General features: G+C 72.8%; 23 protein-coding genes. 17 read left to right on the top strand and 6 right to left on the bottom strand.

Annotation, left to right across the window (positions count from 1 at the left end):
- The first annotated feature begins 13 nt into the window (after positions 1-13).
- The 6 genes from ACQP03_RS14530 (at position 14) to ACQP03_RS14555 (ending at position 4,415) form a co-directional block, all read left to right on the top strand.
- Entirely contained in the window at positions 14-1,078 is a 1,065-nt protein-coding gene (locus ACQP03_RS14530; protein ID WP_363661237.1) for a LacI family DNA-binding transcriptional regulator, read from the top strand.
- A gap of 2 nt (positions 1,079-1,080) precedes the next feature.
- Positions 1,081-1,275 carry a hypothetical protein gene (locus ACQP03_RS14535; RefSeq protein ID WP_357121465.1) on the top strand — a complete coding sequence of 65 codons (195 nt, stop codon included), beginning with the start codon at positions 1,081-1,083 and terminating at the stop codon, positions 1,273-1,275.
- A gap of 93 nt (positions 1,276-1,368) precedes the next feature.
- Positions 1,369-2,250, top strand: a complete 882-nt coding sequence (locus ACQP03_RS14540) for a serine/threonine-protein kinase (RefSeq protein WP_433460981.1) — start codon at positions 1,369-1,371, stop codon at positions 2,248-2,250.
- Positions 2,251-2,318: 68 nt separating this feature from the next.
- The gene (locus ACQP03_RS14545) at positions 2,319-2,822 is read left to right on the top strand and encodes a hypothetical protein (RefSeq protein WP_433460982.1); all 504 of its coding nucleotides are present in this window, start codon (positions 2,319-2,321) and stop codon (positions 2,820-2,822) included.
- A gap of 14 nt (positions 2,823-2,836) precedes the next feature.
- Entirely contained in the window at positions 2,837-3,712 is an 876-nt protein-coding gene (locus ACQP03_RS14550; RefSeq protein ID WP_357121471.1) for an alpha/beta fold hydrolase, read from the top strand.
- Positions 3,713-3,770: 58 nt separating this feature from the next.
- The gene (locus ACQP03_RS14555) at positions 3,771-4,415 is read left to right on the top strand and encodes a histidine phosphatase family protein (RefSeq protein ID WP_357121474.1); all 645 of its coding nucleotides are present in this window, start codon (positions 3,771-3,773) and stop codon (positions 4,413-4,415) included.
- Positions 4,416-4,441: 26 nt separating this feature from the next.
- Here the strand turns inward: ACQP03_RS14555 and ACQP03_RS14560 are convergent, their stop codons facing one another.
- Genes ACQP03_RS14560 through ACQP03_RS14570 form a run of 3 tightly spaced genes read right to left on the bottom strand, consistent with a single transcriptional unit; the run spans position 4,442 to position 6,156 of the window.
- Entirely contained in the window at positions 4,442-4,939 is a 498-nt protein-coding gene (locus ACQP03_RS14560; RefSeq protein ID WP_357121477.1) for a DinB family protein, read from the bottom strand.
- Between the two features lie 48 nt (positions 4,940-4,987).
- Positions 4,988-5,431 carry a VOC family protein gene (locus ACQP03_RS14565; RefSeq protein WP_357121480.1) on the bottom strand — a complete coding sequence of 148 codons (444 nt, stop codon included), beginning with the start codon at positions 5,429-5,431 and terminating at the stop codon, positions 4,988-4,990.
- Positions 5,432-5,475: 44 nt separating this feature from the next.
- Positions 5,476-6,156 (bottom strand): carbon-nitrogen hydrolase family protein, encoded by a 681-nt coding sequence (locus tag ACQP03_RS14570; protein ID WP_433461166.1) that lies wholly within the window; start codon positions 6,154-6,156, stop codon positions 5,476-5,478.
- Between the two features lie 85 nt (positions 6,157-6,241).
- Here ACQP03_RS14570 and ACQP03_RS14575 point away from each other — a divergent pair, with 85 nt between their 5' ends.
- The 3 genes from ACQP03_RS14575 (at position 6,242) to ACQP03_RS14585 (ending at position 9,173) form a co-directional block, all read left to right on the top strand.
- Positions 6,242-7,033, top strand: coding sequence for a DedA family protein (locus ACQP03_RS14575; protein ID WP_433460983.1), 792 nt, complete (start codon positions 6,242-6,244; stop codon positions 7,031-7,033).
- 807 nt (positions 7,034-7,840) lie between these two features.
- Positions 7,841-8,425 carry a hypothetical protein gene (locus ACQP03_RS14580; protein WP_396832740.1) on the top strand — a complete coding sequence of 195 codons (585 nt, stop codon included), beginning with the start codon at positions 7,841-7,843 and terminating at the stop codon, positions 8,423-8,425.
- Positions 8,426-8,753: 328 nt separating this feature from the next.
- On the top strand, positions 8,754-9,173 hold the full coding sequence (locus tag ACQP03_RS14585; RefSeq protein WP_433460984.1) for a protein-tyrosine phosphatase family protein: 420 nt from the start codon (positions 8,754-8,756) through the stop codon (positions 9,171-9,173).
- 240 nt (positions 9,174-9,413) lie between these two features.
- Here the strand turns inward: ACQP03_RS14585 and ACQP03_RS14590 are convergent, their stop codons facing one another.
- Positions 9,414-11,699 carry an ATP-binding cassette domain-containing protein gene (locus tag ACQP03_RS14590; RefSeq protein WP_433460985.1) on the bottom strand — a complete coding sequence of 762 codons (2,286 nt, stop codon included), beginning with the start codon at positions 11,697-11,699 and terminating at the stop codon, positions 9,414-9,416.
- A gap of 173 nt (positions 11,700-11,872) precedes the next feature.
- Here ACQP03_RS14590 and ACQP03_RS14595 point away from each other — a divergent pair, with 173 nt between their 5' ends.
- From ACQP03_RS14595 to ACQP03_RS14605, 3 genes are all read left to right on the top strand, one after another.
- Positions 11,873-12,634, top strand: a complete 762-nt coding sequence (locus ACQP03_RS14595; protein WP_357122175.1) for a MerR family transcriptional regulator — start codon at positions 11,873-11,875, stop codon at positions 12,632-12,634.
- Between the two features lie 10 nt (positions 12,635-12,644).
- Positions 12,645-13,877, top strand: a complete 1,233-nt coding sequence (locus tag ACQP03_RS14600) for a D-alanyl-D-alanine carboxypeptidase family protein (protein WP_363661292.1) — start codon at positions 12,645-12,647, stop codon at positions 13,875-13,877.
- Positions 13,878-13,968: 91 nt separating this feature from the next.
- On the top strand, positions 13,969-14,817 hold the full coding sequence (locus ACQP03_RS14605; protein WP_363661291.1) for a peptidylprolyl isomerase: 849 nt from the start codon (positions 13,969-13,971) through the stop codon (positions 14,815-14,817).
- Positions 14,818-14,943: 126 nt separating this feature from the next.
- Here the strand turns inward: ACQP03_RS14605 and ACQP03_RS14610 are convergent, their stop codons facing one another.
- Positions 14,944-15,966 (bottom strand): LacI family DNA-binding transcriptional regulator, encoded by a 1,023-nt coding sequence (locus ACQP03_RS14610; RefSeq protein ID WP_363661290.1) that lies wholly within the window; start codon positions 15,964-15,966, stop codon positions 14,944-14,946.
- Between the two features lie 213 nt (positions 15,967-16,179).
- Between ACQP03_RS14610 and ACQP03_RS14615 the strand changes: the two genes are divergently transcribed.
- Positions 16,180-17,199 (top strand): acetylxylan esterase, encoded by a 1,020-nt coding sequence (locus ACQP03_RS14615; protein ID WP_363661293.1) that lies wholly within the window; start codon positions 16,180-16,182, stop codon positions 17,197-17,199.
- A 78-nt stretch (positions 17,200-17,277) separates the two neighbouring features.
- A complete protein-coding gene (locus tag ACQP03_RS14620; protein WP_363661289.1) occupies positions 17,278-18,150 on the top strand; it encodes a M15 family metallopeptidase in 873 nt (290 codons plus the stop codon).
- Positions 18,151-18,160: 10 nt separating this feature from the next.
- On the opposite strand, the gene ACQP03_RS14625 is transcribed toward ACQP03_RS14620, so the two are convergent.
- Positions 18,161-19,348, bottom strand: coding sequence for a spore photoproduct lyase family protein (locus ACQP03_RS14625; protein ID WP_433460986.1), 1,188 nt, complete (start codon positions 19,346-19,348; stop codon positions 18,161-18,163).
- A 201-nt stretch (positions 19,349-19,549) separates the two neighbouring features.
- On the opposite strand from ACQP03_RS14625, the gene ACQP03_RS14630 reads away from it, so the two are divergent.
- The 3 genes from ACQP03_RS14630 to ACQP03_RS14640 all read left to right on the top strand — a co-directional run bounded on the left by ACQP03_RS14630 (position 19,550) and on the right by ACQP03_RS14640 (position 23,104).
- Positions 19,550-20,830 (top strand): RICIN domain-containing protein, encoded by a 1,281-nt coding sequence (locus tag ACQP03_RS14630; RefSeq protein ID WP_363661288.1) that lies wholly within the window; start codon positions 19,550-19,552, stop codon positions 20,828-20,830.
- Between the two features lie 176 nt (positions 20,831-21,006).
- Complete coding sequence (locus tag ACQP03_RS14635) at positions 21,007-21,171, top strand: hypothetical protein (RefSeq protein WP_396832738.1); 165 nt, start codon at positions 21,007-21,009, stop codon at positions 21,169-21,171.
- A 733-nt stretch (positions 21,172-21,904) separates the two neighbouring features.
- The gene (locus tag ACQP03_RS14640; protein ID WP_433460987.1) at positions 21,905-23,104 is read left to right on the top strand and encodes an RtcB family protein; all 1,200 of its coding nucleotides are present in this window, start codon (positions 21,905-21,907) and stop codon (positions 23,102-23,104) included.
- The last annotated feature ends 15 nt before the right edge of the window (positions 23,105-23,119 follow it).

A 23,119-nucleotide genomic window follows, 5' to 3' on the forward strand; every position in this document is an offset into this window, starting at 1 on the left:
AGAGGGGCGTCGAGTGAAGCCGACACTGCAAGCCGTGGCGGACGCCGTCGGTGTCTCCCGCAGCACCGTGTCCAATGCCTACAGTCGCCCCGACCAGCTCTCGTCGGCCCTGCGCGAGCGCATCCTCGCCGCCGCGCGCCAGCTCGGCTACCCGGGACCCAACCCGACCGCCCGCTCCCTGCGCCGTGGCTTCGTCGGCTCGATCGGGGTGCTGTTCACGTCGCAGCTGTCGTACGCCTTCACCGACCCCTTCGCCGTCCGCTTCCTCGCCGGCGTGGGCGTCGCGGCCGAGCGACACGGCACCAGCATGCTGCTCGTGCCCCTGCCGCAGGCGCAGGCCGACGCCCGGCGGGCCGTGGAGAATGCCGCCGTCGACGGCTTCTGCGTGTACTGCGTGGCCGACGAGGAGTGGGCGCTGGACGTCATCCGGGCGCGCGGCCTGCCGTACGTCAGCACGGCCGTACGCGACGACGCCGCCGCCGACGAGCGGTTCGTCGGCATCGACGAGCGGGCCGCCGCGCGCGGCGTCGCCGCGCACGTGGCCGGTCTCGGCCACCGGCGGGTCGCCCTGCTCGTGGACTCCGTCCTGCCCGACGCGCCCGCCGGTCCGGTGACCCTGGCCGGGTTCGAGCACGCCCGGCACCCGACGACCCGTGGCCGGCTCGCCGGCTTCGCCGACGCGTTCGCCGAGGTCGGCGTCGCCTGGTCGGAGCTGATACTGCTCAACGCCCCCGGCAACAGCGGCCACGCCGCGTCGGCCGCCGTCGCCGGGCTGTTCGACCGGCCCGAGCCGCCCACCGCCGTGCTGGCCGGCGCCGACGTGCTCGCCCTCGGCGTGCTCGACGCGCTGGCCCGGCGACCGGGCGGCACCCACCCGCCGGTCTCGGTGACCGGGTTCGACGACGTCCCCGAGGCGGCGGCGGCCGGCCTCACCACCGTCCGGCAGCCGGCGCAGGAGAAGGGCCGGATCGCCGCCGAACTGCTGCTCGACCCACCCACAGACGCTGCCGCGGGTCACGTGCTGCTACCCACCGAACTCGTCGTCCGGGCCTCCACCGGACCTCACGTCAGGAGTTGACCATGGAATTCCCGACCGGATACGTCACCGCCCTGGACGCGATGAACCGCCACGTCACCTCGGCCCGACCGGACGCCCCGGTCGTCGTCGAGCGCGTCCGTCGGCCGCTGCTCGCCCCGACCCGGCAGTTGACCGCCGTCGCCCTGCGCCGGCTCGCCGACCGGATCCAGCCCCGGCCGGTGCCCCGCTGCTCCTGATCACCGCCCATTCCGGCACTCCGGGGACGAACGGTGCCGGTCCGGACACGTAGGGTGGTCGATCGCGCACTCGCCGGGCAGACTGGTCTGGCCATGTCACCCTTCACCCCCACCCTCCGCCTCCACGACCGCTACGTGCTGCACGAGCGGATCGGTCTCGGCGGCATGTCCGAGGTGTGGCGGGCCGACGACGACGTGCTCGGCCGGCCGGTGGCGATCAAGGTACTCGCCGGCCAGCTCGCCGCCGACCCGCACCTGCGGGCCACCATCCGGCGCGAGGCCCGCGCGGCCGCCCGGCTGACCCACCCGCACGTCACCCAGGTGTACGACTACGCCGAGGCGACCCTGGCCAGCGGCGTCGTCGTCCCGTACCTGGTGATGGAGTTGGTCGAGGGCCACAACCTCGCCGACCGGCTGCGCTCCGGCCCGCTGCCCTGGCCGGAGGCGGTCCGGGTGGCCGGGCACATCGCCGCCGCGCTGGCCGCCGCGCACCGCATCGGGGTGGTACACCGCGACGTGAAGCCGGCCAACGTCATGCTCACCGACACCGGGGCCAAGGTGCTCGACTTTGGCATCGCCGCGCTCGGTGGGCTCGACAGCCAGTCCGGCGAGCCGGTGATGGGCACACCCGCGTACTTCGCCCCGGAGCGCCTCGCCGCCGGTCCGCCCGACCCGGCCAGCGACGTGTACGCCCTCGGCGCGGTGCTCTACCGCATGCTCACCGGCGCGGCGCCGCTGCCCGTACAGAGCTGGGAGGACGCCATCGAGGTGCACCAGCGGGGCACACCGGTGCCTCCGCTGCGAGTGCCCGGCCTACCCGCCGACATCGCCGAGCTGACCCTCGCCTGCCTCGCCGCCGACCCGGCCCGGCGGCCCAGCGCCGCACAGCTCGCCCGACGGTTCGGCGCCGGCCAGCCGGTCGAGCCCCCACCGAGCTGCTCCGGATCGTCCCGGCCGCCCACCCGCCGACCCTGATCGACCGCTCGGCCGCCCGGCCAGCGCCGGTCGTGTCCGCGCCGGTCCGACGCCGTCCGCGCCGGCCCGTGGCGCTCGCCGTCGCGGCCGGCCTCGCCGTGCTGGTCGGCCTCGGCGCGCTGCTCACCCAGGGCATCGGCGCACCCGACACGTCCGGCCCCGGGCCGGTGGCCGGCCCGTCGTCGCCCTCCACCACGGCGCCCCCGCCCCGGACGCAGTCGCCGAAGCCGGCGACGTCGGCCTCCCCGTCGCCCCGCCCCAGCAGCGCCGTGCCGTCGTCCGTCGGGCAGGGGTTGCCGGTCAGCTTCCGGCAGGTCAGCGACGAGTTCGACCAGGTGCTCGCCGCGGCGGTGGCCCGTGGCGACGTCGACCGCAGAACCGCCGAGGACCTGCGCGACGACCTCGCCGACGTGAACCGACGGACCCGGGACCGCGAGCGGCGCATCGCCGACCTGCGGGACACCATCGCCGAACTGGTGGACCGTGACCGGTTGCCCCGGCAGACCGCCGTCCAGCTCGACGCGCTGCTGGCCCAGACCCGTGAGCTACCCGCCGATCGCGCCAACGACTAAGTAGTCTCACCGGCATGACGACGACGCAGACGCACCGCCTCGCCGTACCCGGCGCTGACCTGGTCTACGACGTCCGAGGTCCACTGCCTCCGACCGGCGGGCGTCGCGCGTTGCTTCTCATCGGCCAGCCGATGACGGCGGAGGGCTTCGGCGCGCTCGCCCCGCACCTGACGGACCGGACCGTCATCACGTACGACCCGCGCGGTCTCGGTCGCAGCACCCGTAGCGACGGCCGGTCCGACCAGACGCCACAGCAGCAGTCGGCCGATCTGCACCTGCTCATCGAGACCCTCGCCGCCGGTCCGGTGGACGTGTTCGCCAGTAGCGGTGGCGCGGTGACCGCGCTCGAACTCGTCGCGACCCACCCCGACGACGTCGTCACGCTGGTGGCGCACGAGCCGCCGATCAACGCGGTGCTCCCGGACGCCGCCGCAGCCGAGCGCGCTCGGAACGCCTTCTACGAGGCGTACCAGGCCAACGGATTCGGCGCCGGCATGGCCGCCTTCATCGCGATGACGTCGTGGCAGGGCGAGTTCACCGACGCCTACTTCGCCCAGCCCGCCCCCGACCCCGCGATGGTCGGCCTGCCGACCGAGGACGACGGCAGCCGCGACGATCCGCTGCTGTCCAACAGCTCATGGGCGATCACCGACTACCGCCCCGACGCGGCCGTCCTCACCGCCGCGTCGAGCCGCATCGTGATCGCGGTCGGCGCGGAGTCGTCGGGCACCTACACCGCGCGTACGGCCCTCGGCACGGCGGCGCTCCTCGGCCAGGAGGCCGTGGTGTTCCCGAGTCACCACGGCGGCTTCCTCGGCGACGAGCACGGATACGCGGGCAAGCCGGCGGAGTTCGCCGCGCGGCTGCGCGAGGTCCTGGACGCCGACTGACGCCATCGTCCGTCCGGACGGCTGATCTATCCGCGGACGTCGCTGGCATGATGGGCCGATGCGAACACGGCTGATCTTCGTGCGTCACGGTGAGTCGGTCCATCAGGTCGACGGGATCGTGGGCGGCCCGCACGGGTGCCGGGGGCTGACGTCGCTCGGCTACGACCAGGCCGACCGGCTGGCCAAGCGACTCGTGGACGACTACGCCGTCGAGGGGCCGGTGGCGGTGTACTCGTCGGTGCTGCGCCGCGCCGTCGAGACCGCGCAGCCCATCGCCGCGGCGTTCGGCGTCCGGCCGTTGGCCGACTGCGGCCTCTGCACCTGGCACACCCCGCCGTACGCCGACGGGCTGCCGGTCGCCCGCTTCCGGACCGAGCACGCGGTGCCCGGTGGGGGAGTTTTCCGCCCGTTCGAGGACGGCAACGAGAGCTGGGCGGAGTTGGTCGTCCGCGTCAGCCGCGCCGTCATGGAGATCGCGCACCGGCACCGGGGCGGCACCGTGGTCCTGGTCGGCCACAGCGAGACCGTGGAGGGCGCCTTCCACGCGCTCGCCGCGCAGCCGATCTTCCGGGCGTTCGACCTGGAGGTGCCCCCGGCGTCGATCAGCGAGTGGGTCACCGACCACGACACCGGCGGCTGGCCGCCCGCCCGCTGGACCCTGCGGCGCTTCGGGGACACCGTCCCGGGTCGGCTGGCGCTCTGACGCGTCCACATCGGACGGTCGGCGCGTCAGTCGCGCAGGATCTGCTCGCGCAGGATCTCCGCGTGCCCGCAGTGCTGCGCCAACTCGCGCAGGACGTGCAGGTACATCCAGCGCAGTGGCAGCGGGCCGCGCCGGTTGCCGTGCAGCACGTCGTCCAGACCCAGCGAGGCCGTCGCGCGGCGCGACGCCTCGCACGCTTCGCGGTGGGCCTGCTGGATGCTGGCGATGGTGTCGCCGTCGTCGAGGATGAACGACTCGTCCGGCGTCGCCGGGATGCCGATCTCGGCACGCGACCGGCATGTGATCGCCTCGTCGAACCAGACCTTCTCCACGAAGGCCGCGTGCTTCACCAGACCCAGCAGTGTCGTCCGCGACGGCACCAGCGAGCGTCGTGCCTGCTCCTCGGTCAGCCCGTCCAGGGCCTCGTTGAGCGCGCGGCGATGCTCGTCGATGAACGCCTCGATCTGCGTCTGGGCTGGCTGGTCGACGACGTCGTCGGCGAAGGTGGGCGGGAAAACGGTCATGGACCGAAGCATGTCAAGGGCGTCGCCCGGGATCAACCACGGCACGGCTCACCCGCCGAACGAGACGAGCGCGCCGCGTTCGTCGAAGACCGCCGTACCCGCCCAGGCGATCTCCCACCGGTTGCCCTCCGGGTCGGCGATGTAGGCCGAGCGGCCACCCCACGAACGGTCGGTCGGCGCTGCCACGACCGACGCCCCCACCGCGACAGCCGCCTCGAAGGCCGCGTCGACCCCCGCGCGGTCGTCGACGTTGCAGGCCAGCGTCACGCCGGACCAGCCACCGGCCGGATCGGCGACACCCGGTGCCGCCTCGGCCGCCAGCTCGGGCAGCGGGTAGAGGGCGAGCAGAACGCCTCCGAGCAGGAACGCCGACCAGCCGTCGTCGCTGGCGGGCAGCTCCGGCCAGCCCAGGGACCGGTAGAAGGATCGCAGCCGGCCCAGGTCGCAGGCGCCCAGGGTGATCACGGACAGTCGAGGGGGAATCGCGCTCATCGCCCGATCCTGCCGCACCGGTACGACAGGAAACGCCGGTGTGCTCAGTGGATTGAGGTCGCGGCCCACTCGCCCGGTGTCGTGCCCACCCGCGCGGCCTCGTCACCGTGCGGTGTCCAGATGGCCGAGCGGCCGGCCGCCTCGCGGTAACCGCCGCCGGTCGACCCGGCGAAGCTCGCCATCGCCACCCAGACCCGGTGCGTCGTGACGATCCGCTGCGCCCGCACGTCCGGCACGGCGGCGTCCCGGGCCGACTCCAGCACGCCCGCCGCGTACACGTCGATCCCCAGGGCCGCCGTCGCCTGCGCGTGCCCGGCGACACCGGTGTCCTTGCAGACCGCCAGCCCGATCCGCCATCCGTCCACGTCGAGCACGCCCGGTGCGTCGCCCGGCCGGAACCGCCGCGCCTCCACGCCGCCCAGCCACATCTTCCGGTACGCCACCGTCACCCCGTCACCGGTCACCGCCAGCACTCCGATGTGGTCTCCGGGCACCGGCGCGCCGGCCAACGCCACCGTGCCAACCTCGGCGCACGCGTCGACAAGTGGCGTCAACCGCCGGTCGTCCATCGGCACGACCGGCCCCTGCAACTCGTACTCCGTCAGGGACAGCTCCGGGAAGATCACCACCCGGGCGCGCGCCGCGCGGACCGCGTCGGCGTGCGCCCGCGCGTTCTCCGCGACGTCCAGGGGTACGCACGGCGGCTGCGCCACCGCGAGCCGCAACGGAGCGCGAGCCGGCCCGTCCGTGGCTGCCCGCGAGGTCTCCGCCTCACGGTTGGCTCTCAGGATCGCTTCGTAACGTGTGGGCATGCTTCGAACGTCGCACGCCGTCCTCGCCACCGGAACCCCCGCCGCCGCGGCCGAACCGCCGCAGGGCGGAATCGTCGGGTACGTCAGCGATCTGGTGGAACGGCTCGGCGGGCCGGGGGCCGGTCTGGCGGTGGCGCTGGAGAACCTGTTTCCGCCGATCCCCAGCGAGGTCATCCTGCCGCTGGCCGGCTTCGTGGCCGCACAGGGTCGGATCAGCCTGGTCGGCGCGATCTTCTGGACCACGCTGGGTTCGGTGCTGGGCGCGCTGGCGCTCTATCTGATCGGCGCGTCCCTGGGCCGCGACCGGATGCGTGCCATCGTGGCCCGACTGCCCCTGGTGAAGCTCAGCGACGTCGACCGGACCGAGGCGTGGTTCCTGCGGCACGGCGTGAAGGCGGTGTTCTTCGGCCGGATGATCCCGATCTTCCGGAGCCTGATCTCCATTCCGGCCGGGGTGGAGCGGATGCCGGTGCGGACCTTCCTGCTCTACACGACGCTGGGCAGCCTGATCTGGAACACCACCTTCGTGCTCGCCGGCTATCTGCTCGGTGACAACTGGCACCTCGTCGAGGGCTACGTCGGCACCCTCCAGAACGTCGTGATCGTCGTCTGCGTCGCGGCCGTCGCCTGGTTCGTCGGCTCGCGGGTGCTCAAGGCCCGCCGCGCCGCCCGAAACCCCGAATCGGACGCGGCTCTGTCTCGCCGTGGTGCGCCCCCGGCGGGAACGCCGGATCCCGACGGTCGGGGCACCCTCTACCGGGGCGCCTCCTGGGCCTCGGACGAGCGCTAGCCCATCGCCGCCCGCACGATGTGTGCGGTGCGGTGCGGTGCGGTGCGGTGCGGTCCGGTGCGGTCCGGTCCGGTGCGGTCCGGTCCGGTGCGGTCCGGTCCGGTGCGGTCCGGTGCGGTGCGGTGCGGACCCGGCAGCTTTCCGATTCCAGGGGGCGGCGACCACTCCTGCGGCGTTGATGCCGGTGAGTCATCTTGATGACTCACCGGCATCACAGCCCACAACCGCCATGCCCCGCCGCAGCCGCCCCGACGGACAGCGGAACAGCGGAAGGGGACGCCAGGTGGACAGGGTGGCGGCGGACCGGCCCATGGCCACGCTCACCTGCGGCTGCCGGTGGGCGTCGCCGTGGGCGGCCCGACGGCGAGCGCCGGGTGGTGCGCCTTGGGCGTGATGTCCGATTCCGGGTGGCGATGGGGTGTGACCGGGTGCATCCCGGGGCCGGAATCGTGGCCGACCCGGGGTCGTTACACACCCTGACGATCGCAGGACCACGGCCACCCCGCCCGGGGAATGGTCGGCCGGACCGGGTCGTTGCAGACCCCCGAACGACCGCAGGACGGCCCCGGGTCCGCTTCCGGATCCACGGCTGAGGGCCCGGGAATGACCCCGGACCGGCGGTCGTTACACACGGTCCCGGCGCCCACGAGCGACTTCCCTCGCCCGTCGGACGCCGCCCCGGCACCGCTCCGCTTGGTGCCGCACCCGAGACCCCCCGTTTGTGCAGCGCCGGACGAGGTGCGCACATCCGCGTCGCCGTTCCCTGTGGTGAGGCGGGTGTTTCCTACCCCCGAAGGAGCTACCCCCATGAACACGATCTTCCGTAAGAGCATGCTGTCCGTTGCCGGTCTCGCGTTCGCCGGTGGTGTCTTCGCCGGCCCGATCGCCCATGTCGCCGCCCCGAGCACCGACCCCCGGCCGGTCGCCGTGGTGCAGGCCGACAAGCCCGACGCGAGCAAGCTGATCCCGCACGGCACCCAGGGCGCGCAGTCGCACATCGACCTGAACGACGAGCAGACCGGCAACGCCAAGGCCATCATCGCGGCCACCAAGAAGGCGGGTCTGCCCGAGCGGGCTGCGGTCATCTCGATCGCGACGAGCCTGCAGGAGTCGAAGCTGGAGAACCTGGGTCACCTCGGCGACATGAACGACCATGACTCGCTGGGTCTGTTCCAGCAGCGCCCGTCGAGCGGTTGGGGCACGCCGGAGCAGATCACCGACCCGGAGTACTCGACGACGGCGTTCCTCAAGGGCCTGCGTCAGGTTGACGGCTGGCAGGACATGCCGCTGACCGAGGCCGCGCAGACCGTGCAGGTGTCGGCGTTCCCGGACGCGTACGCGCAGTGGGAGCAGCAGGCCGCCGACCTGGTCGGCCAGTACTGGAACAGCTGACGCACGACCGCATCGATGGCCGGCGCCCCCGGGGTGCCGGCCATCGGCATCCCCACCGCCGGCCCGACTAGTCGCCCGAACGACCTCGCTGGAGGGGGAACATCGGGCGGCGTCGGCTGGTTGTAGACCAGTGTCGGTGTGACTCAGTGTCCCCGGGCCTCACCTACATAGCCTTCGCGGAATACCGTTCGGCTGGAGCCGCGTCGCGCCACTCGCCGAGAGGCGACCTGCACACCGACACCGGCGCCGCCCCCGACCACGGTCGGGGGCGGCGCTTTCGTGTCCACCGGGCACGATGACCGGCCCGCGCTCGCGGCACAATGTGCCGATGGATGCCGCGCAGACCTGGTCCGAGCAGCCCGGGTTGCTCGTATTGCCCAGCGGGGCGGTGGTGCGGGGACGCCGCATCGCCGCGACCGCCCCGCCGGCCGACTTCGCGCTGCTGCTGGCGCCTGGACCGGAACCGGTCTGGCCATCCCGGCGGATCAGGTGGCCCGACTTCTGGGTGCCGCTCGATCGGGAGGACGCACTCGACGCGTTGCGCGAGGCGCTGCGGAGGGCCCGCGACGGCGAGCGCGTCGAGGTGGCCTGCCGGGGCGGGATCGGCCGCACCGGCACGGCGCTGGCCGCGCTGGCGATCCTCGACGACCTGCCGGCCGAGCGGGCGGTGTCCTGGGTCCGGGCGGGCTACCACCCGAAGGCGGTCGAGACACCCCGGCAGCGGCGGTGGCTGCGCCGAGTCGCCTGACCACCGACAGCGCCGGCCACCCGACAGTGCCGGCCACCCGACAGCGCCGGCCACCCGACAGCGCCGGCCACCCGACAGCGCCGGCCACCCGACAGCGCCGGCCACCCGACAGCACCGGCCACCGACAGCGCCGGCCGCGCACCGGCCGCCGCTGGCCCGCTCACATCGCCGCCTGGTGCGCCCGGACCGCCCTCCGTGCGGCGTCAGGTCAGGTCGCCCGGCCCGGGTACCGCCGACCCGTCACCGCATCGTGGGCTTGTGGACGTACTCGCGCAGGTGGGTGGCGGTGAGAGTGTCGCCGTGGGCGACCAGGTCGGCCGGCGTGCCGGTGAAGACGATGCGACCGCCGTCGTGCCCGGCGCCCGGCCCGAGGTCGATGAGCCAGTCCGCGTGGGCCATCACGGCTTGGTGGTGCTCGATGACGATGACCGTGTTGCCCGCGTCGACCATGCGGTCCAACAGGGCCAACAGTTGGTCCACGTCGGCCAGGTGCAGGCCGGTGGTGGGCTCGTCGAGGACGTACGTGCTGGTCTTCTCCGCCAGGTGGATGGCGAGCTTGAGTCGTTGCCGCTCCCCGCCGGACAGGGTGGTCAGCGGCTGACCGAGGCTGAGGTAGCCCAACCCGACGTCGACCAGCCGGTCGAGGATCAGGTGGGCCGGCCCGCTGGGGAAGAACCCGTGTGCCTCGGTGACCGACATGGCCAGCACCTCGCTGATGTTCTTGCCGCGCAGTGTGTACGTGAGCACCTCGTCGGTGAACCGCCGCCCCGCGCAGCGCTCGCAGACGCTTGCCACGCCGGCCATCATCGCCAGGTCGGTGTAGATCAGCCCGATGCCCTTGCAGGCCGGGCAGGCGCCCTCGGAGTTCGCGCTGAACAACGCGGCCTTGACGCCGTTGGCCTTGGCGAAGGCGGTACGGATCGGGTCGAGCAGCCCGCTGTAGGTGGCCGGGTTGCTGCGTCGTGACCCGCGAATCGGGGACTGGTCGACGATCACCACACCGGACCGGCCGCGCAGCGAGCCGTGGATCAGCGAACTCTTGCCCGAGCCAGCCACGCCAGTGACCACGGTGAGGACGCCGAGCGGGATGTCCACATCCACGTCGCGCAGGTTGTGCAGGTCGGCGCGGCGGATCCCGAGCTGGCCGGTCGGTCGGCGTACCTCGTCGCGCAGGGTCACGCGGTGGTCCAGGTGCCGGCCGGTGAGCGTGTCTGCGCGGCGCAGGCCGGGGACGTCGCCGGTGAAGCAGATCTGCCCGCCGGCCGTGCCCGCGCCGGGTCCCAGGTCGACGACGTGGTCGGCGATGGCGATGGTCTCCGGCTTGTGCTCCACCACCAGCACGGTGTTGCCCTTGTCGCGCAGCCGCAGCAGCAGGTCGTTCATCCGGGCGATGTCGTGCGGGTGCAGGCCGACGGTGGGTTCGTCGAAGACGTACGTGACGTCGGAGAGGCTGGAGCCGAGGTGTCGGACCATCTTCACCCGCTGCGCCTCGCCGCCGGAGAGGGTCGCGGACTCCCGGTCCAGGCTGAGGTAGCCCAACCCGATCTCGGCCAGTGAGTCGAGCAGGTCACGCAGGTTGCCGATCAGCGGGGCGACCCCCGGGTCGTTGATGGTCCGGACGAACGCGGCCAGGTCGCTGATCTGCATGGCGGAGCACTCGGCGATGGTGCGGCCGGCGATCCGTGACGACAGGGCTGCGGCGTTGAGCCGGGTGCCGGCGCAGGACGGGCAGGTGGTGAAGGTGACCGCACGGTCGACGAAGGCGCGGATGTGCGGCTGCATCGACTCGCGGTCCTTGGCCAGGAGGAGCCGCTTGACCTTGACCGCGAGCCCTTCGTACGTCCAGTTGTTGCTGCCTACCTTGATCTTCGTGGCTGGCTTGTGCAGGAAGTCCTCCCACTGCTGCGGGGTGAAGTCCTGGAGTTTGGCGTCGGGGTCGAACAGGCCGGAGCCGACGATGGTCTGCCAGTACCAGGAGCCGACGGCGAAGTTGGGCGCGGTGATCGCGCCGTCGTTGAGCGAGCGTTCGACGTCGACCAGCTCGTTGACGTCGAGGTCGGAGACCCGGCCGAGTCCTTCACAGGTGAGGCACATGCCCTCGGGCAGGTTGAAGCTGAACGCGCCCGCGCCACCGACTGACGGCTCGCCGAGCCGGCTGAAGAGGATCCGCAGCATGGCGTACGCGTCGGTGGCGGTGCCGACGGTGGAGCGGGAGTTGACGCCCATCCGTTCCTGGTCGACGACGATGGCGGCGCTGAGGTTGCGCAGCGAGTCGACGTCCGGCCGGTTGAGGTTCGGCATGAACGACTGGAGGAACGCGCTGTAGGTCTCGTTGATCATGCGCTGGGACTCGGCGGCAATGGTGCCGAAGACCAGCGACGACTTACCTGACCCGGAGACACCGGTGAAGACGGTCAACCGGCGCTTGGGGATGTCGACCGAGACGCTCGCGAGATTGTTCTCCCGCGCTCCGCGTACCTCGATCATGTCGTGGCTGTCGGCGGCGGACCTTGCTGGCTGCGACATGCGAACCCTTCACGAAGTGATGGCAGAACGACCCCGCCCTGCACGGGACGCATTAAATTGTCTCATTAATCCTCACATAGAGGGTTTGACGAACAATCGAGCGTGCGGCTGTTACTTAAGGACGGGAAAGTCTCAAATCACATGACAAGCGGTACGGTTGCCCGGTGGAGGCCATGCCGAAGGATCGCCTGCGAGCCGTGGACCTCGCCGCCACCGTCGGGATCTCGGTGCAGCAGGTGCGCAATTACGTCGAGGAGGGCGTCCTGCCGCCGGTGCGGCGAACCGCGAGCGGCTACCGGATCTTCACGACCGCGCACGCCCGCGCGCTGACCGTGGCCCGCCGGCTGGCCGAGGGGCACGGCTGGGGCCGTACCCGGGAGATCATGGCGGCGGTACACCGGGGCGACGTGCCGGCGGCCCTGGCGGCGCTCGACGGCGGCCATGCCGAACTGGACCGCGAACGCGCCGACATCCGCCGCGTGCTCGGTGCCTTCGAAACCGTGCTGGCCAACCCGCCGGCGACCCGGCCGGCCCAGCGCCGTGGTGTCCGCATCGGCGAGGTGGCGGCGCTGGTCGGCGTGCGGACCTCGCAACTGCGCCTGTGGGAGGCGCGCGACCTGGTGCGGCCGGGCCGCGCGCCCGGCACCAACTACCGGGTGTACGACGAGACCGAGCTGCGCGCCGCGCAGGTCGTCGCGCTCCTGCGTCGGGGCGCGTACCCGTTCGAGATCATCGAGGCGGTGCTGGGCGAGCTGCGCACCACCGGCAGCGCGCAGCGGGTACGCGCCGAGCTGGCCCGTCGTGAGCAGGACCTGCACGCCCGCAGCCTGCGGCGGTTGCGGGGCAGTGCCGCGTTGCACGACTACCTGGTGGAGCGGTCCGCCGCCGGATGGTCGAGCGGCCAACCGCTCCCGCCGAGCGATCTTGTTGGCTAGGGTCGGGCACATGAGAGCTGCTGCGCTGCTGGCGGTCACGGCGGCTGCCGTCCTGCCCGCTTCCGCGCCGGCTGTCGGCACGGCGGCGGCGGCCACGCGTACCGCTGCCGCCCCGCCGGCCGTGCGGTGTCCGCGGGCGTCGGCCCCGACGGTGTCCCGGCCGCCGCGCCCGTCGCCCCCGCCCACCGTGCCCGAGGCTCGGGTGGTCGGCGGCGTCGGACTGGCGACCAGCGGCCTGGTCGTGCCGGCCGGCGTGGACGCGCCACCGGCGATCACTGCCACGTCGTGGCTGGTCGCGGACCTCGACTCCGGCCAGGTGCTCGGCGGCTGCGGCCCGCACGAGTACGGCACCCCGGCCAGCGTCCAGAAGCTGTTGCTGACGGCCACGATGATGCCCCGACTCGACCCCGCCCAGACGGTGACCGTCACCGCGGCGGACATGAACATCGAGCCCGGCTCGTCCGCCGTCGGCCTGGTCGAGGGTGGCCGCTACACGATCGAGACGATCTGGCTGGGACTGCTGCTGAACTCCGGCAACGAGGCGGCGAACGCGCTGGCACGTCTCGGCGGTGGCCCGGACGGCGCGGCCGGGGGAGTGCGCGCCATGAACGAGCAGGCGCACCACCTCGGCGCGCTCCAGACACATGCCGTCACCCCGTCCGGGCTGGACGGCAAGGGCCAGTTCACCAGCGCGTACGACCTGGCGCTGATCGCCCGGTCCTGCTTCGCGCAGCCGACGTTCCGCCGGTACGCGCTCACCGACCTGGCGACGATCCCCGCGCAGCCGGCACAGCGGACGAAGGGGTTCCAGATCCAGAACGAGAACCAGCTCATCTACCGGTACCCGGGCGCGTTGGGCGGCAAGACGGGCTTCACCGACCTGGCGCGGCACACGTACGTCGGAGCGGCGCAACGCAACGGTCGCCGGCTGGTGGTGACGTTGCTGGGTGCCGAGCCGACGCCGAAGCGGGGCTGGGAGCAGGGCGCGGCCCTGTTGGACTGGGGTTTCTCGCTGCCCCGCGACGTCGGCGTCGGTCGCCTGGTCGAGCCGGGAGAGCTGACCGCCACGCCGTCGGCGACCCCGTCCGTGCTGGCCGCGCCCGGTCCGCCCCGCCCGGCGGCGGCCAGCGGTCCGGCGCACACCGGTTCCGGCTGGCTCTGGTCGGTTTCCGCGATCAGTGGCGCGGGAGTGCTGGTGCTGCTGGGCGGGCTGCTGTGGCACCGCCGCCGCCGGCTGCCCTGAGGGGTCGGCAACCGGCCGCAGCGATCGACAACCGGCTCCGGCATCCATAGACTCCGGTCTTTCTGGCAGCGCGAGTCCCAGGAGGATCCCTGTGTCGAGTGAACGCGAAACGCCCTCCGGCGCGGCGGCACCCCGCCCGTCGGTGCGTGCGCTGACCCGCCTCGCGGGCGTGACGGCGATCGCCGCGGCGCTGGTCGTCGGCGCTTCGGCCAGCGCGGTGGCCGCGCCGGGGGCGACCGTCGACGCGTCCGGCGTCGCCACCGTGGCACACGCCCCGGCGCCGCCCGCCGATGACCGCCCGCCGCGCACCACGCACGGCCCGTGCGCGTACACCGAGACGCCCGACGAGCCGGCCGCCCGACCCGTGCCGCTGCCACCCGACCCGCGCCGCACCCCGGACCGGGGCACCGTCCGCGTGACGCTCTCCACCAACCAGGGGCCGATCGGGTTGACCCTGGACCGGGCTGCCGCGCCGTGCACGGTGCAGAGCTTCCTGCACCTGGTCGGCAAGCGGTTCTACGACCGCACCCCGTGTCACCGGCTCACCGCGTACCCCACGCTCAGCGTGTTGCAGTGCGGCGACCCGTCCGGCACCGGCGAGGGCGGACCGGGCTACCGGTACCGCGACGAGCTGCCCACCGACCTGCCGCCCGCGCCCACCGACCCGACCGGCGTACGGCGGCTCTACGCGCGGGGCGTGCTCGCGATGGCCAACGCCGGTCCGGACACCAACGGCAGCCAGTTCTTCCTGGTGTACGCCGACTCGGCGCTGCGGCCCAACTACACGATCTTCGGGACGGTCGACGCGGCCGGGCTGGACACGCTGGACCGGGTCGCCGCCGGCGGCGTCGCGCCGACGGCCGAGGATCCCGCGCCGGTCGACGGCGCGCCCGCCCTGCCGGTGACCATCTGTCGGGCCGTACGCGCACACCACCACTGATCCGCTGGGCGCGGTGGGCGGCGAGGGCCGCTCACCGCGCCACCGGTTGCCGGAACTTCCGGGAGCCCGACCGGTAGCGGTGGAACCAGGTATCCGACCCGGTTCAGGCCGTTGGAACGACGTGGGTCACCCGGTCGACGGCGCGGTGGCGCTGTCCCGGACGACCAGTTCGGTGGCGAGCTCCACCCGGGGGGAGTCGATGCCCTCACCCTGGGCCAGCCGCAGCACCGTCCGCGCCGCGAGGCGGCCCATCTCCACCAGGGGCTGCCGGACGGTGGTCAGCGGCGGGGACGCCCAGCGGGCCTCCGGCAGGTCGTCGAATCCCACCACGCTGACGTCGTCGGGGACCCGCAGCCCTCGGCGGCGGATGGCCTCGTAGACGCCGAACGCCATCTGGTCGCTGGCCGCGAAGATGCCGGTCGGCGGATCGGCCAGGTCGAGCAGCGCCGTGCCGCCCGCGAAGCCGGAGGCGTGGTAGAAGTCGCCCGGGTAGATCAGCGCGTCGTCCACCGGCACTCCGGCGGCCTCCAGCCCGGCCCGGTAGCCGTCGAGGCGGGCCCGGCTGCACAGCAGATGTGTCGGTCCGGCCACGAATCCGATCCGGCGGTGGCCGACCGCCAGCAGGTGCTCGGTCGCGGCGAGCCCGCCCGCCCAGTTGGTCGCGCCGATGGTCGGCACGTCCATGGCCGGCACGCCGGCCGGGTCGACGACCACCACCGGCACGTTGAGGCGGCGCAGCTGTGCGTGCAGCGGCGGGCTCAGGTGCGACGTCACGAAGATGACCCCGTCGGTGGCCCGGGTGCGCAGGTTCTGCAACCACTGCCGGGCCGCGGTGGGCTGCCGGTGGATCGCGGAGACGACGGTGCCGACACCCGCGCCGTGCCCGACGTCCTCGACGCCCCGGATGATCTCCACGGCCCAGGGGCTGTCCAGGTCGTTGAAGACCAGGTCGACGAGGCCGGCGCGGCGGACGCTGCGGCTGCTGCGGCGCCGGTAGCCGTGGTGGCGCAACAGCTCCTCGACGCGTTCCCGGGTGTCGGGGGCCACATCGGACCGGCCGTTGAGCACCCGTGACACGGTCGGCACCGAGACGCCGGCCTCCCGTGCGATCGCGGTGATGGTCACCCTGCGTCCGTCGTCCGCGTCCACCCGTGTCTCCTTCACCGCTCCGGGAGGGGCCACCGCCCGCGTCGCCCGTCCCGTGTCCCGGAACGGCACGCCCGCTCCTCGGGTCATCTTGCCTCACCGAGGGGGTTGACGACACGCCAGGTCGGTCATAGCGTTCGGCAGAGTTGCGGAAATGTTCCGGTAATTTGTCGGATGCGTCTCGGCGTACCGTCCCACGTGACAGACAAGGACGCCATGTACACGGACCTGCCCGAGGAGCAGCTACGCGAGTACCGCGGCGTGGTGCGCGAGCCCGCCGACTTCGACGACTTCTGGGCGCGCACGCTCGCCCAGGCGCGCGACGCGGCGTGGCCGGTCCGGCTCGAACCCGTGGTGACCGGTCTGACCGCCATCGACGTGTACGACGTGACGTTCCCCGGCTTCGCCGGACAGCCCGTACGGGCCTGGCTCCGGGTTCCCCACGGCACCGGCACCGCCCTGCCGACCGTCGTGCAGTACGTGGGCTACGGCGGCGGGCGCGGGCACCCGCTGGAGAACCTGCTCTGGGCGACCGCCGGGTTCACCCATCTACAGATGGACACCCGGGGGCAGGGCTCCGGCTGGAGCCGGGGCGACACGACGGACCTGGGCGCGACCGGCGCGCAGGCGCCCGGCGTGGCGACGCGGGGCATCGCCGACCCACGCACGTACTACTACCGACGGTTGATCACCGACGCGGTACGGGCCGTGGACGCCGCCCGTACCCTGCCCATGGTCGACCCGACCCGACTGGCGGTGCTCGGGCACAGCCAGGGCGGGGCCATGGCGCTCGCGGCCGGCGCGTTGGCCCCCGGTGTGCGGGCGGTGGTGGCCCTCGTGCCGTTCCTGTGCGACATTCCCCGCGCCGTGGTGGTCACCGACGCCCACCCGTACCGGGAGATCCGTGACTACCTGGCGATCCACCGCGACGCCGAGGAGCGGACGCTGACGACCCTGTCGTACGTCGACGGCGTCAACTTCGCGCGGCGCTGCCGCCGGCCCACCCGCTACTCGGTGGCGTTGATGGACGACATCGTGCCGCCCTCGGGTGTCTACGCCGCCCACAACTCCCACGCGGGACCGACAGAGCTGTCGGTGTGGCGCTACAACGGCCACGAGGCCGGGGGTATCGACGACGACGAGGCGGCCCTGCGCTTCCTCGCCGCGCAGTTGGCCGAGACGCCCGAGGCGACGAGGGTCGGCGTCCACCCGGTTCCGCTGACGTCCGGCGACTGAGCGGGCCCGCTGGACCGGGCGCGGGACGCCCCGACCGATCCGCCGCGCGCCACCGACCGCCTTTGGTAAACAGGACCTGTGCGCAGGTCAGGACGGTTGGGTGGCGTCGCCGTACTCGCGCTCGCCGCGGCGCTCGGCGGCTGCTCCTCGCCGCCGCGCCCCACGCCGACGGTCGCCACCCCGGTCTCGGCGAGCCCTCGACCGACGCCTGACGGCCCTACCGCCCGCCCGAGCGCGACCCCGCCGGGCGCGGGCGAGTTGCCGAATTTTGTGGTGCTGACCGACGTCGACCCGCGCATCCACGCCGACATCCGGTACGCCACGGCGCACAACTTCGTGGGCCGGCCGATCACCGGCTACCGCGAACCGCTGTGCCTGCTCACCCGGCCGGCGGCCGAGGCGCTGCGTCGGGTCCAGGACGCCGCGCTCGCCGGGGGCCACAGCCTCAAGGTGTACGACTGCTACCGCCCGCAGCCGGCGGTGGACGACTTCGTCGCCTGGTCGAAGCGTCCCGGCGAGCAGCAGACCAAGGCCGAGTTCTACCCGGACCTGGCGAAGGACAGGCTCTTCGCCGACGGCTACATCGGTGCGCCGACCGCGCACAGCCGGGGCAGCACGATGGACCTCACCCTCGTCGACGAGCCCGCCGCCAGCCAACCTCCGTACCGGCCCGGCCAGTCGCTGGTGGCCTGCACCGCGCCCCGGGCGCAGCGCTTCGCGGACAACACCATCGACATGGGTACGGGCTTCGACTGCTTCGACGCCCGAGCGCACACCGACGACCCCCGGATCACCGGGACCGCCCGGGACAACCGGCGGTTGCTGCGACGGCTGATGACCGACGCCGGTTTCGTGAACTACGACCGGGAGTGGTGGCACTACCGCCTGCGCGACGAGCCGTACCCGGACACGTTCTTCGCCGCGCCGGTCGCCCGTTCGTCGGTCGGCTGAGACCCGGCGCTCAGGTCCAGTAGAGGACGCGGCAGGCGGGTATCCGCGCGGTCAGCTCGTCGGTGAACCACCGTCGCAGCTCGGCCATCGTGTCCCGGGGGTAGACGTACTTCACCGCGCCGAACCTGCCGTGTTTGCGGCTGCGCGCCGCTACGTCCATCTCCAGCCGGGTACGCGGGTACCAGCCGAGCAGCACCTCCCGGCTGCCGGGCGTGAACCGGTGGGTGATCAGCTCGGCGGTCAGGTCCAGCTCCGGTACCCCGTCGACCGCCGCGCGGACCTGGTCCAGCAGGTCGCCGTACGCCTCGCGCCAGTCGGGCAGCGCGATGATGGGCGCGATGGTCAGCCCGACGGGATAACCGTCGAGCGCGAGCCGGCGCAGGGCGGCGAGCCGGTCCGGCACCCGGGCGGTGCCGCCCTCGAACCGCTGGCTGACCGGGGCGCAGTTGACGCTGAACCGGACCCGGGTGCGGCCGTGGTGGGGCAGGCCGACGAAGCTGTCCACGTCGGCGTACTTGGTGGTCCAGCGCAACTGCACGGGGGCGTCCCAGTCGGCGAAGTGCCGCACCGCCCGTTGCCAACTGCCGGTCAGGTGCTCCAGCGCCAGGGGGTCGGTGTAGCAGGACGCCTCGAACGTGGTGCCCTCGTCGGCGCGACGCGCGTCGCGGCTGGTCACCGTGCCACGCCCGGCGTACGGAGTCAGTCCGGCGAGGATGTCGTCGAGGTCCGCGTACACCCGGGTCACCGGCGGGCCGGAGAGCGAGCCGGCCAGGTAGCAGTACTGGCAGTGCGCGGGGCAGCCCTCGGCGAGGTCGACGCGCCAGTCGGCGCTGGGCGCGATGGGTTGCAGGTCGCGCCGGGACGGCGGGCTCACCACGATCGCCATGGTCGCCTTGGCCCGCGCGTAGGTCTCGCGGTCGGTCTGCCCGCGTACTCCGCTGAGTCGGTTGGATCGGAGCCGTTCCACCTCGATGCCGAGCGCCTGCACCCGGTCGACGATCCGCTGTCCGTGCGGGTGGTCCAGGGCGGCGGGGGTGGCCACCACCCGGCCCGGCGTCCACCGGCGCGCGGGTCGCGCCTCCGGGGCGAGGGCGGCCAGGTCGCGGATCGGCACCCGCTCGCCGCTGGCGTCGTGCGTCGCGGCGGGCACGTCCACAGCCAGCGGCCTGTCGACGTCGACGGCATCCGAGCTGGTCATCGGGCCGGAGTACCCGCTACCGCAGGAATCCCACCCGATCGACGCGGCTGGCGATTGACGCCGCACGTCGGAAAAGCATAACCTTTCGTCTATCTGTAAACCTTGTGAACAGATTTACGACGACGCGGCGGCGCGCGTCCCCACCGAAGGGACGATCAGGTGATCGCAGAACTTTCCTCCCGTACCAGAAGGATCCTGTCGGTGTTCGTCGCGCTCGTCGTCGCCGTGACCGCCAGCGTCGGTCTCGGCGTCGCGCGCAGCGCGCAGGCCGCGCCGACGTTCAAGGTCCTGGCCTTCTACAACGGCACCTGGGACGACGCGCACATCGACTTCATCAAGGACGCGCGCGCCTGGTTCCCGCAGGCCGCCGCGCAGTACGGCTTCTCCTGGGAGGCCACCAACAACTGGAGCCTGCTGAACACGTCCAACCTGGCCCAGTACAAGGTCGTCATGTTCCTGGACGACGCGCCGCCCGCCGCCCAGCGCCCCGCCTTCCAGCAGTACATGCAGAACGGCGGGGCGTGGATGGGCTTCCACGTCAGCGCGTGGACCGACAACCCGTCGAGCTGGAGCTGGTACTACAACACGTTCCTCGGCTCCGGCTCGTTCCGGACCAACACCTGGCTGCCCACCCGGGTCACCATGCGCGTCGACAACCGCACCCACGCGGCCACCCGGAACCTGCCGGCGACGTTCTCGTCGTCGTTCAGCGAGTGGTACTCGTGGAGCAACGACCTGCGGCAGAACTCGAACATCGACATCCTGGCCTCGGTCGACCCGTCGAGCTTCCCGGTCGGGACCGACCCCAACCAGTCCTGGTACAGCGGCTACTACCCGCTGGTCTGGAGCAACCGGCAGTACAAGATGATCTACGCCAACTTCGGGCACAACAGGATGGACTACGGCACCAAGACCGGCCTGTCGTCCACCTTCGACAGCGCCCAGCAGAACAAGCTGCTGATCGACGGGCTGCACTGGCTCGCCGGCGTCGGCACGTCGCCGACCCCGACCCCGACGCCCACCCCGACCGGCAGCGCCGGCCCGATCTCCCCGACCGCCTGGCACACCGTCGTCAACCGGGGCAGCGGCAAGTGCGTGGACGCGCGGGCCGCCGGCACCGCGAACGGCACCGCGATCCAGCAGTACGCCTGCAACAACAGCACCGCCCAGCAGTACCAGTTCGTCCCGACCAGCGACGGCTACCTGCGGGTCAACAACCGCAACAACAGCGCGCAGGTGCTCGACGTGACCGACCGGTCGACCGCCGACTCGGCCCCCATCCAGCTCTGGTCCTACAGCGGCGGCGTCAACCAGCAGTGGCGCGCGGAGTCCGAGGGTGGCGGCTACTACCGCCTGGTCAACCGCAGCAGCGGCAAGTGCCTGGACGTGCCGGGCGCATCCACGGCGGACAGCGTCCAGCTCATCCAGTACACGTGCAACGGCACCGCGGCGCAGTCGTTCCGGCTGGTGTCCGCGTCGTAGGTCGGCCATAGCCTCGCGGCCATGGCGATTCCCGACAGTTCTTCGGCTCCGTCACCGCCACCCTCACCGGCGGTGCCGGAGCCGAAGACGACTGGTACCGCCGCAGGGGCGCGAGCGAGCACGAGGACGCCTCCATCGACCGGGCGGAGGCCCGCCTCACCGGGTGCCTGGACGCGTTGCCCGGTCGGGTCTTCGCCATCCGCCTGTTCCGGGTCGAGGTCGACGGGCACGCGTTCGGGCTGGTCGACTGGTCCGAGGAGTACGACGGCGACGACCACGCCGAGTTCCTCCCCGACGAGCTGGGGTTCGACCCGCCGTGGGACGGCTGCTACGACACCTGAACGGGCCTAGCGACGAGGGCCGGCCCGGTGGGCCGCTCGCTGTGTCGTGCCCCTGTCGAGCTGCCCCATAAATGGGGCGCGCTCCGCGCAGCCGGGCGCGCTCCGCGCAGCCGGGCGCGCTCCGCGCAGCCGGGCGCGGCGTCGCCGTGGCGGGCGCCCATCTGCTCGCCGGCCGCCGGCCGCCGGCCGCCGGCCGCCGGTCGCCGGTCCGGGTGGCGGGCACCGGTCCGCTTGGCAGACGGTGGTCCGCTTGGCAGACGGTGGTTTGGGTGGCGGGGCCGGTCGCTCGGTGCCGCCCCACATCTGGGGCAGCTCGACAGGACCTGCGGGTGACAGGCCCGCCAGGCCCGCCAGGCCCGCCGGTGCCGCGCCGACGGAGATATCCATTGCGGACGTGCCGCCATCCTCCTACTGTCACCGGTGCAAGGTCGAGAGCAACCACGAGAGCAACCACGAGGGGGGTACGCCGTGTCGCGACGCGTCCGCACCGACGCCGCTCGGCGTCTGCTTCCTGCCGGCGGTTATCTCCTCACCACAGCCACGACCACTGCCTGCAACCCCTTGCGGGGCACCGGGCCGGGGTGGCGCGACTGACGCCGACGCGTAGCGCGTCCGCCGGCCGCCCATCCCCACCGGGATCGGGCGGCCTTCTCGTATCCCCGTACCGCCGCCGGACCACAGCCGCCCGGCGCATGATCGATATCGGTCACCCGCACGACAGAAGGAGACCATCATGGGATTCACCCCGCTCGCCGGGACCCGGGCGCCGGTCCGGGTCTGGACCGACCCGTACGCCATCGAGCCGCAGGCCGCGAAGCAGCTGCGCAACATCGGCGCGCTGCCCTGGGTGCAGGGTGTCGCCGTGATGCCGGACGTGCACTTCGGCAAGGGCGCGACGGTCGGTTCGGTGATCGCCATGCGACAGGCCGTCTCGCCGGCTGCGGTCGGCGTCGACATCGGCTGCGGCATGTCGGCGGTGCGCACCTCGCTGACCGCCGCCGACCTGCCGGACGACCTGGGCGGCCTGCGGTCCGCGATCGAGGCCACCATCCCGGTCGGCTTCGCGCAGCGGCCCGAGGCGGTCAACCCGCGTCGGGTCCGCGGGCTGGAGCAGGCCGGCTGGGACGACTTCTGGGGTCGCTTCGCCGGTCTGGACCCTCGGGTGGCGCAGCTCGAGACGCGGGCGCAGCGGCAGATCGGGACGCTCGGCGGCGGTAACCACTTCATCGAGGTCTGCCTGGAGCAGGGCGGCGACGACGAGGGCCGGGTCTGGCTGATGCTGCACTCCGGGTCGCGCAACATCGGCAAGGAGCTGGCCGAGCGGCACATCGGGGTGGCCCGGAAGCTGCCGCACAACGCCGACCTGCCCGACCGGGACCTCGCCGTGTTCCTTGCCGGCACGCCGGAGATGGAGGCGTACCGGCGGGACCTGTGGTGGGCGCAGGAGTACGCCCGGCGCAACCGGGCCGTCATGCTGGCGCTGCTCTGCAATGTGGTGCGCGAGCAGTTCCCGCAGGTCGGCTACGACGAGCCCATCTCGTGCCACCACAACTACGTCTCCGAGGAGAGCTACGACGGCGTCGACGTGCTGGTCACCCGCAAGGGCGCGATCCGGGCCGGCCGGGGTGACCTGGGCATCATTCCCGGGTCGATGGGGACCGGGTCGTACATCGTGCGGGGCCGGGGTAACCCGGACGCGTACTGCTCCGCGTCGCACGGTGCCGGGCGGCGGATGTCGCGGGCGCAGGCGAAGCGGACGTTCAGCACCGCCGACCTGGCCGCGCAGACCGCGGGCGTGGAGTGCCGCAAGGACGCCGGGGTGGTCGACGAGATCCCCGGCGCGTACAAGGACATCACCGAGGTGATGGCCCAGCAGCACGACCTGGTGGAGGTGGTCGCGCACCTCAAGCAGGTCGTCTGCGTGAAGGGCTGACGAGGGTACGCGCGG

Source organism: Micromonospora sp. CA-248212, assembly GCF_050948405.1.
GTDB lineage: Bacteria > Actinomycetota > Actinomycetes > Mycobacteriales > Micromonosporaceae > Micromonospora.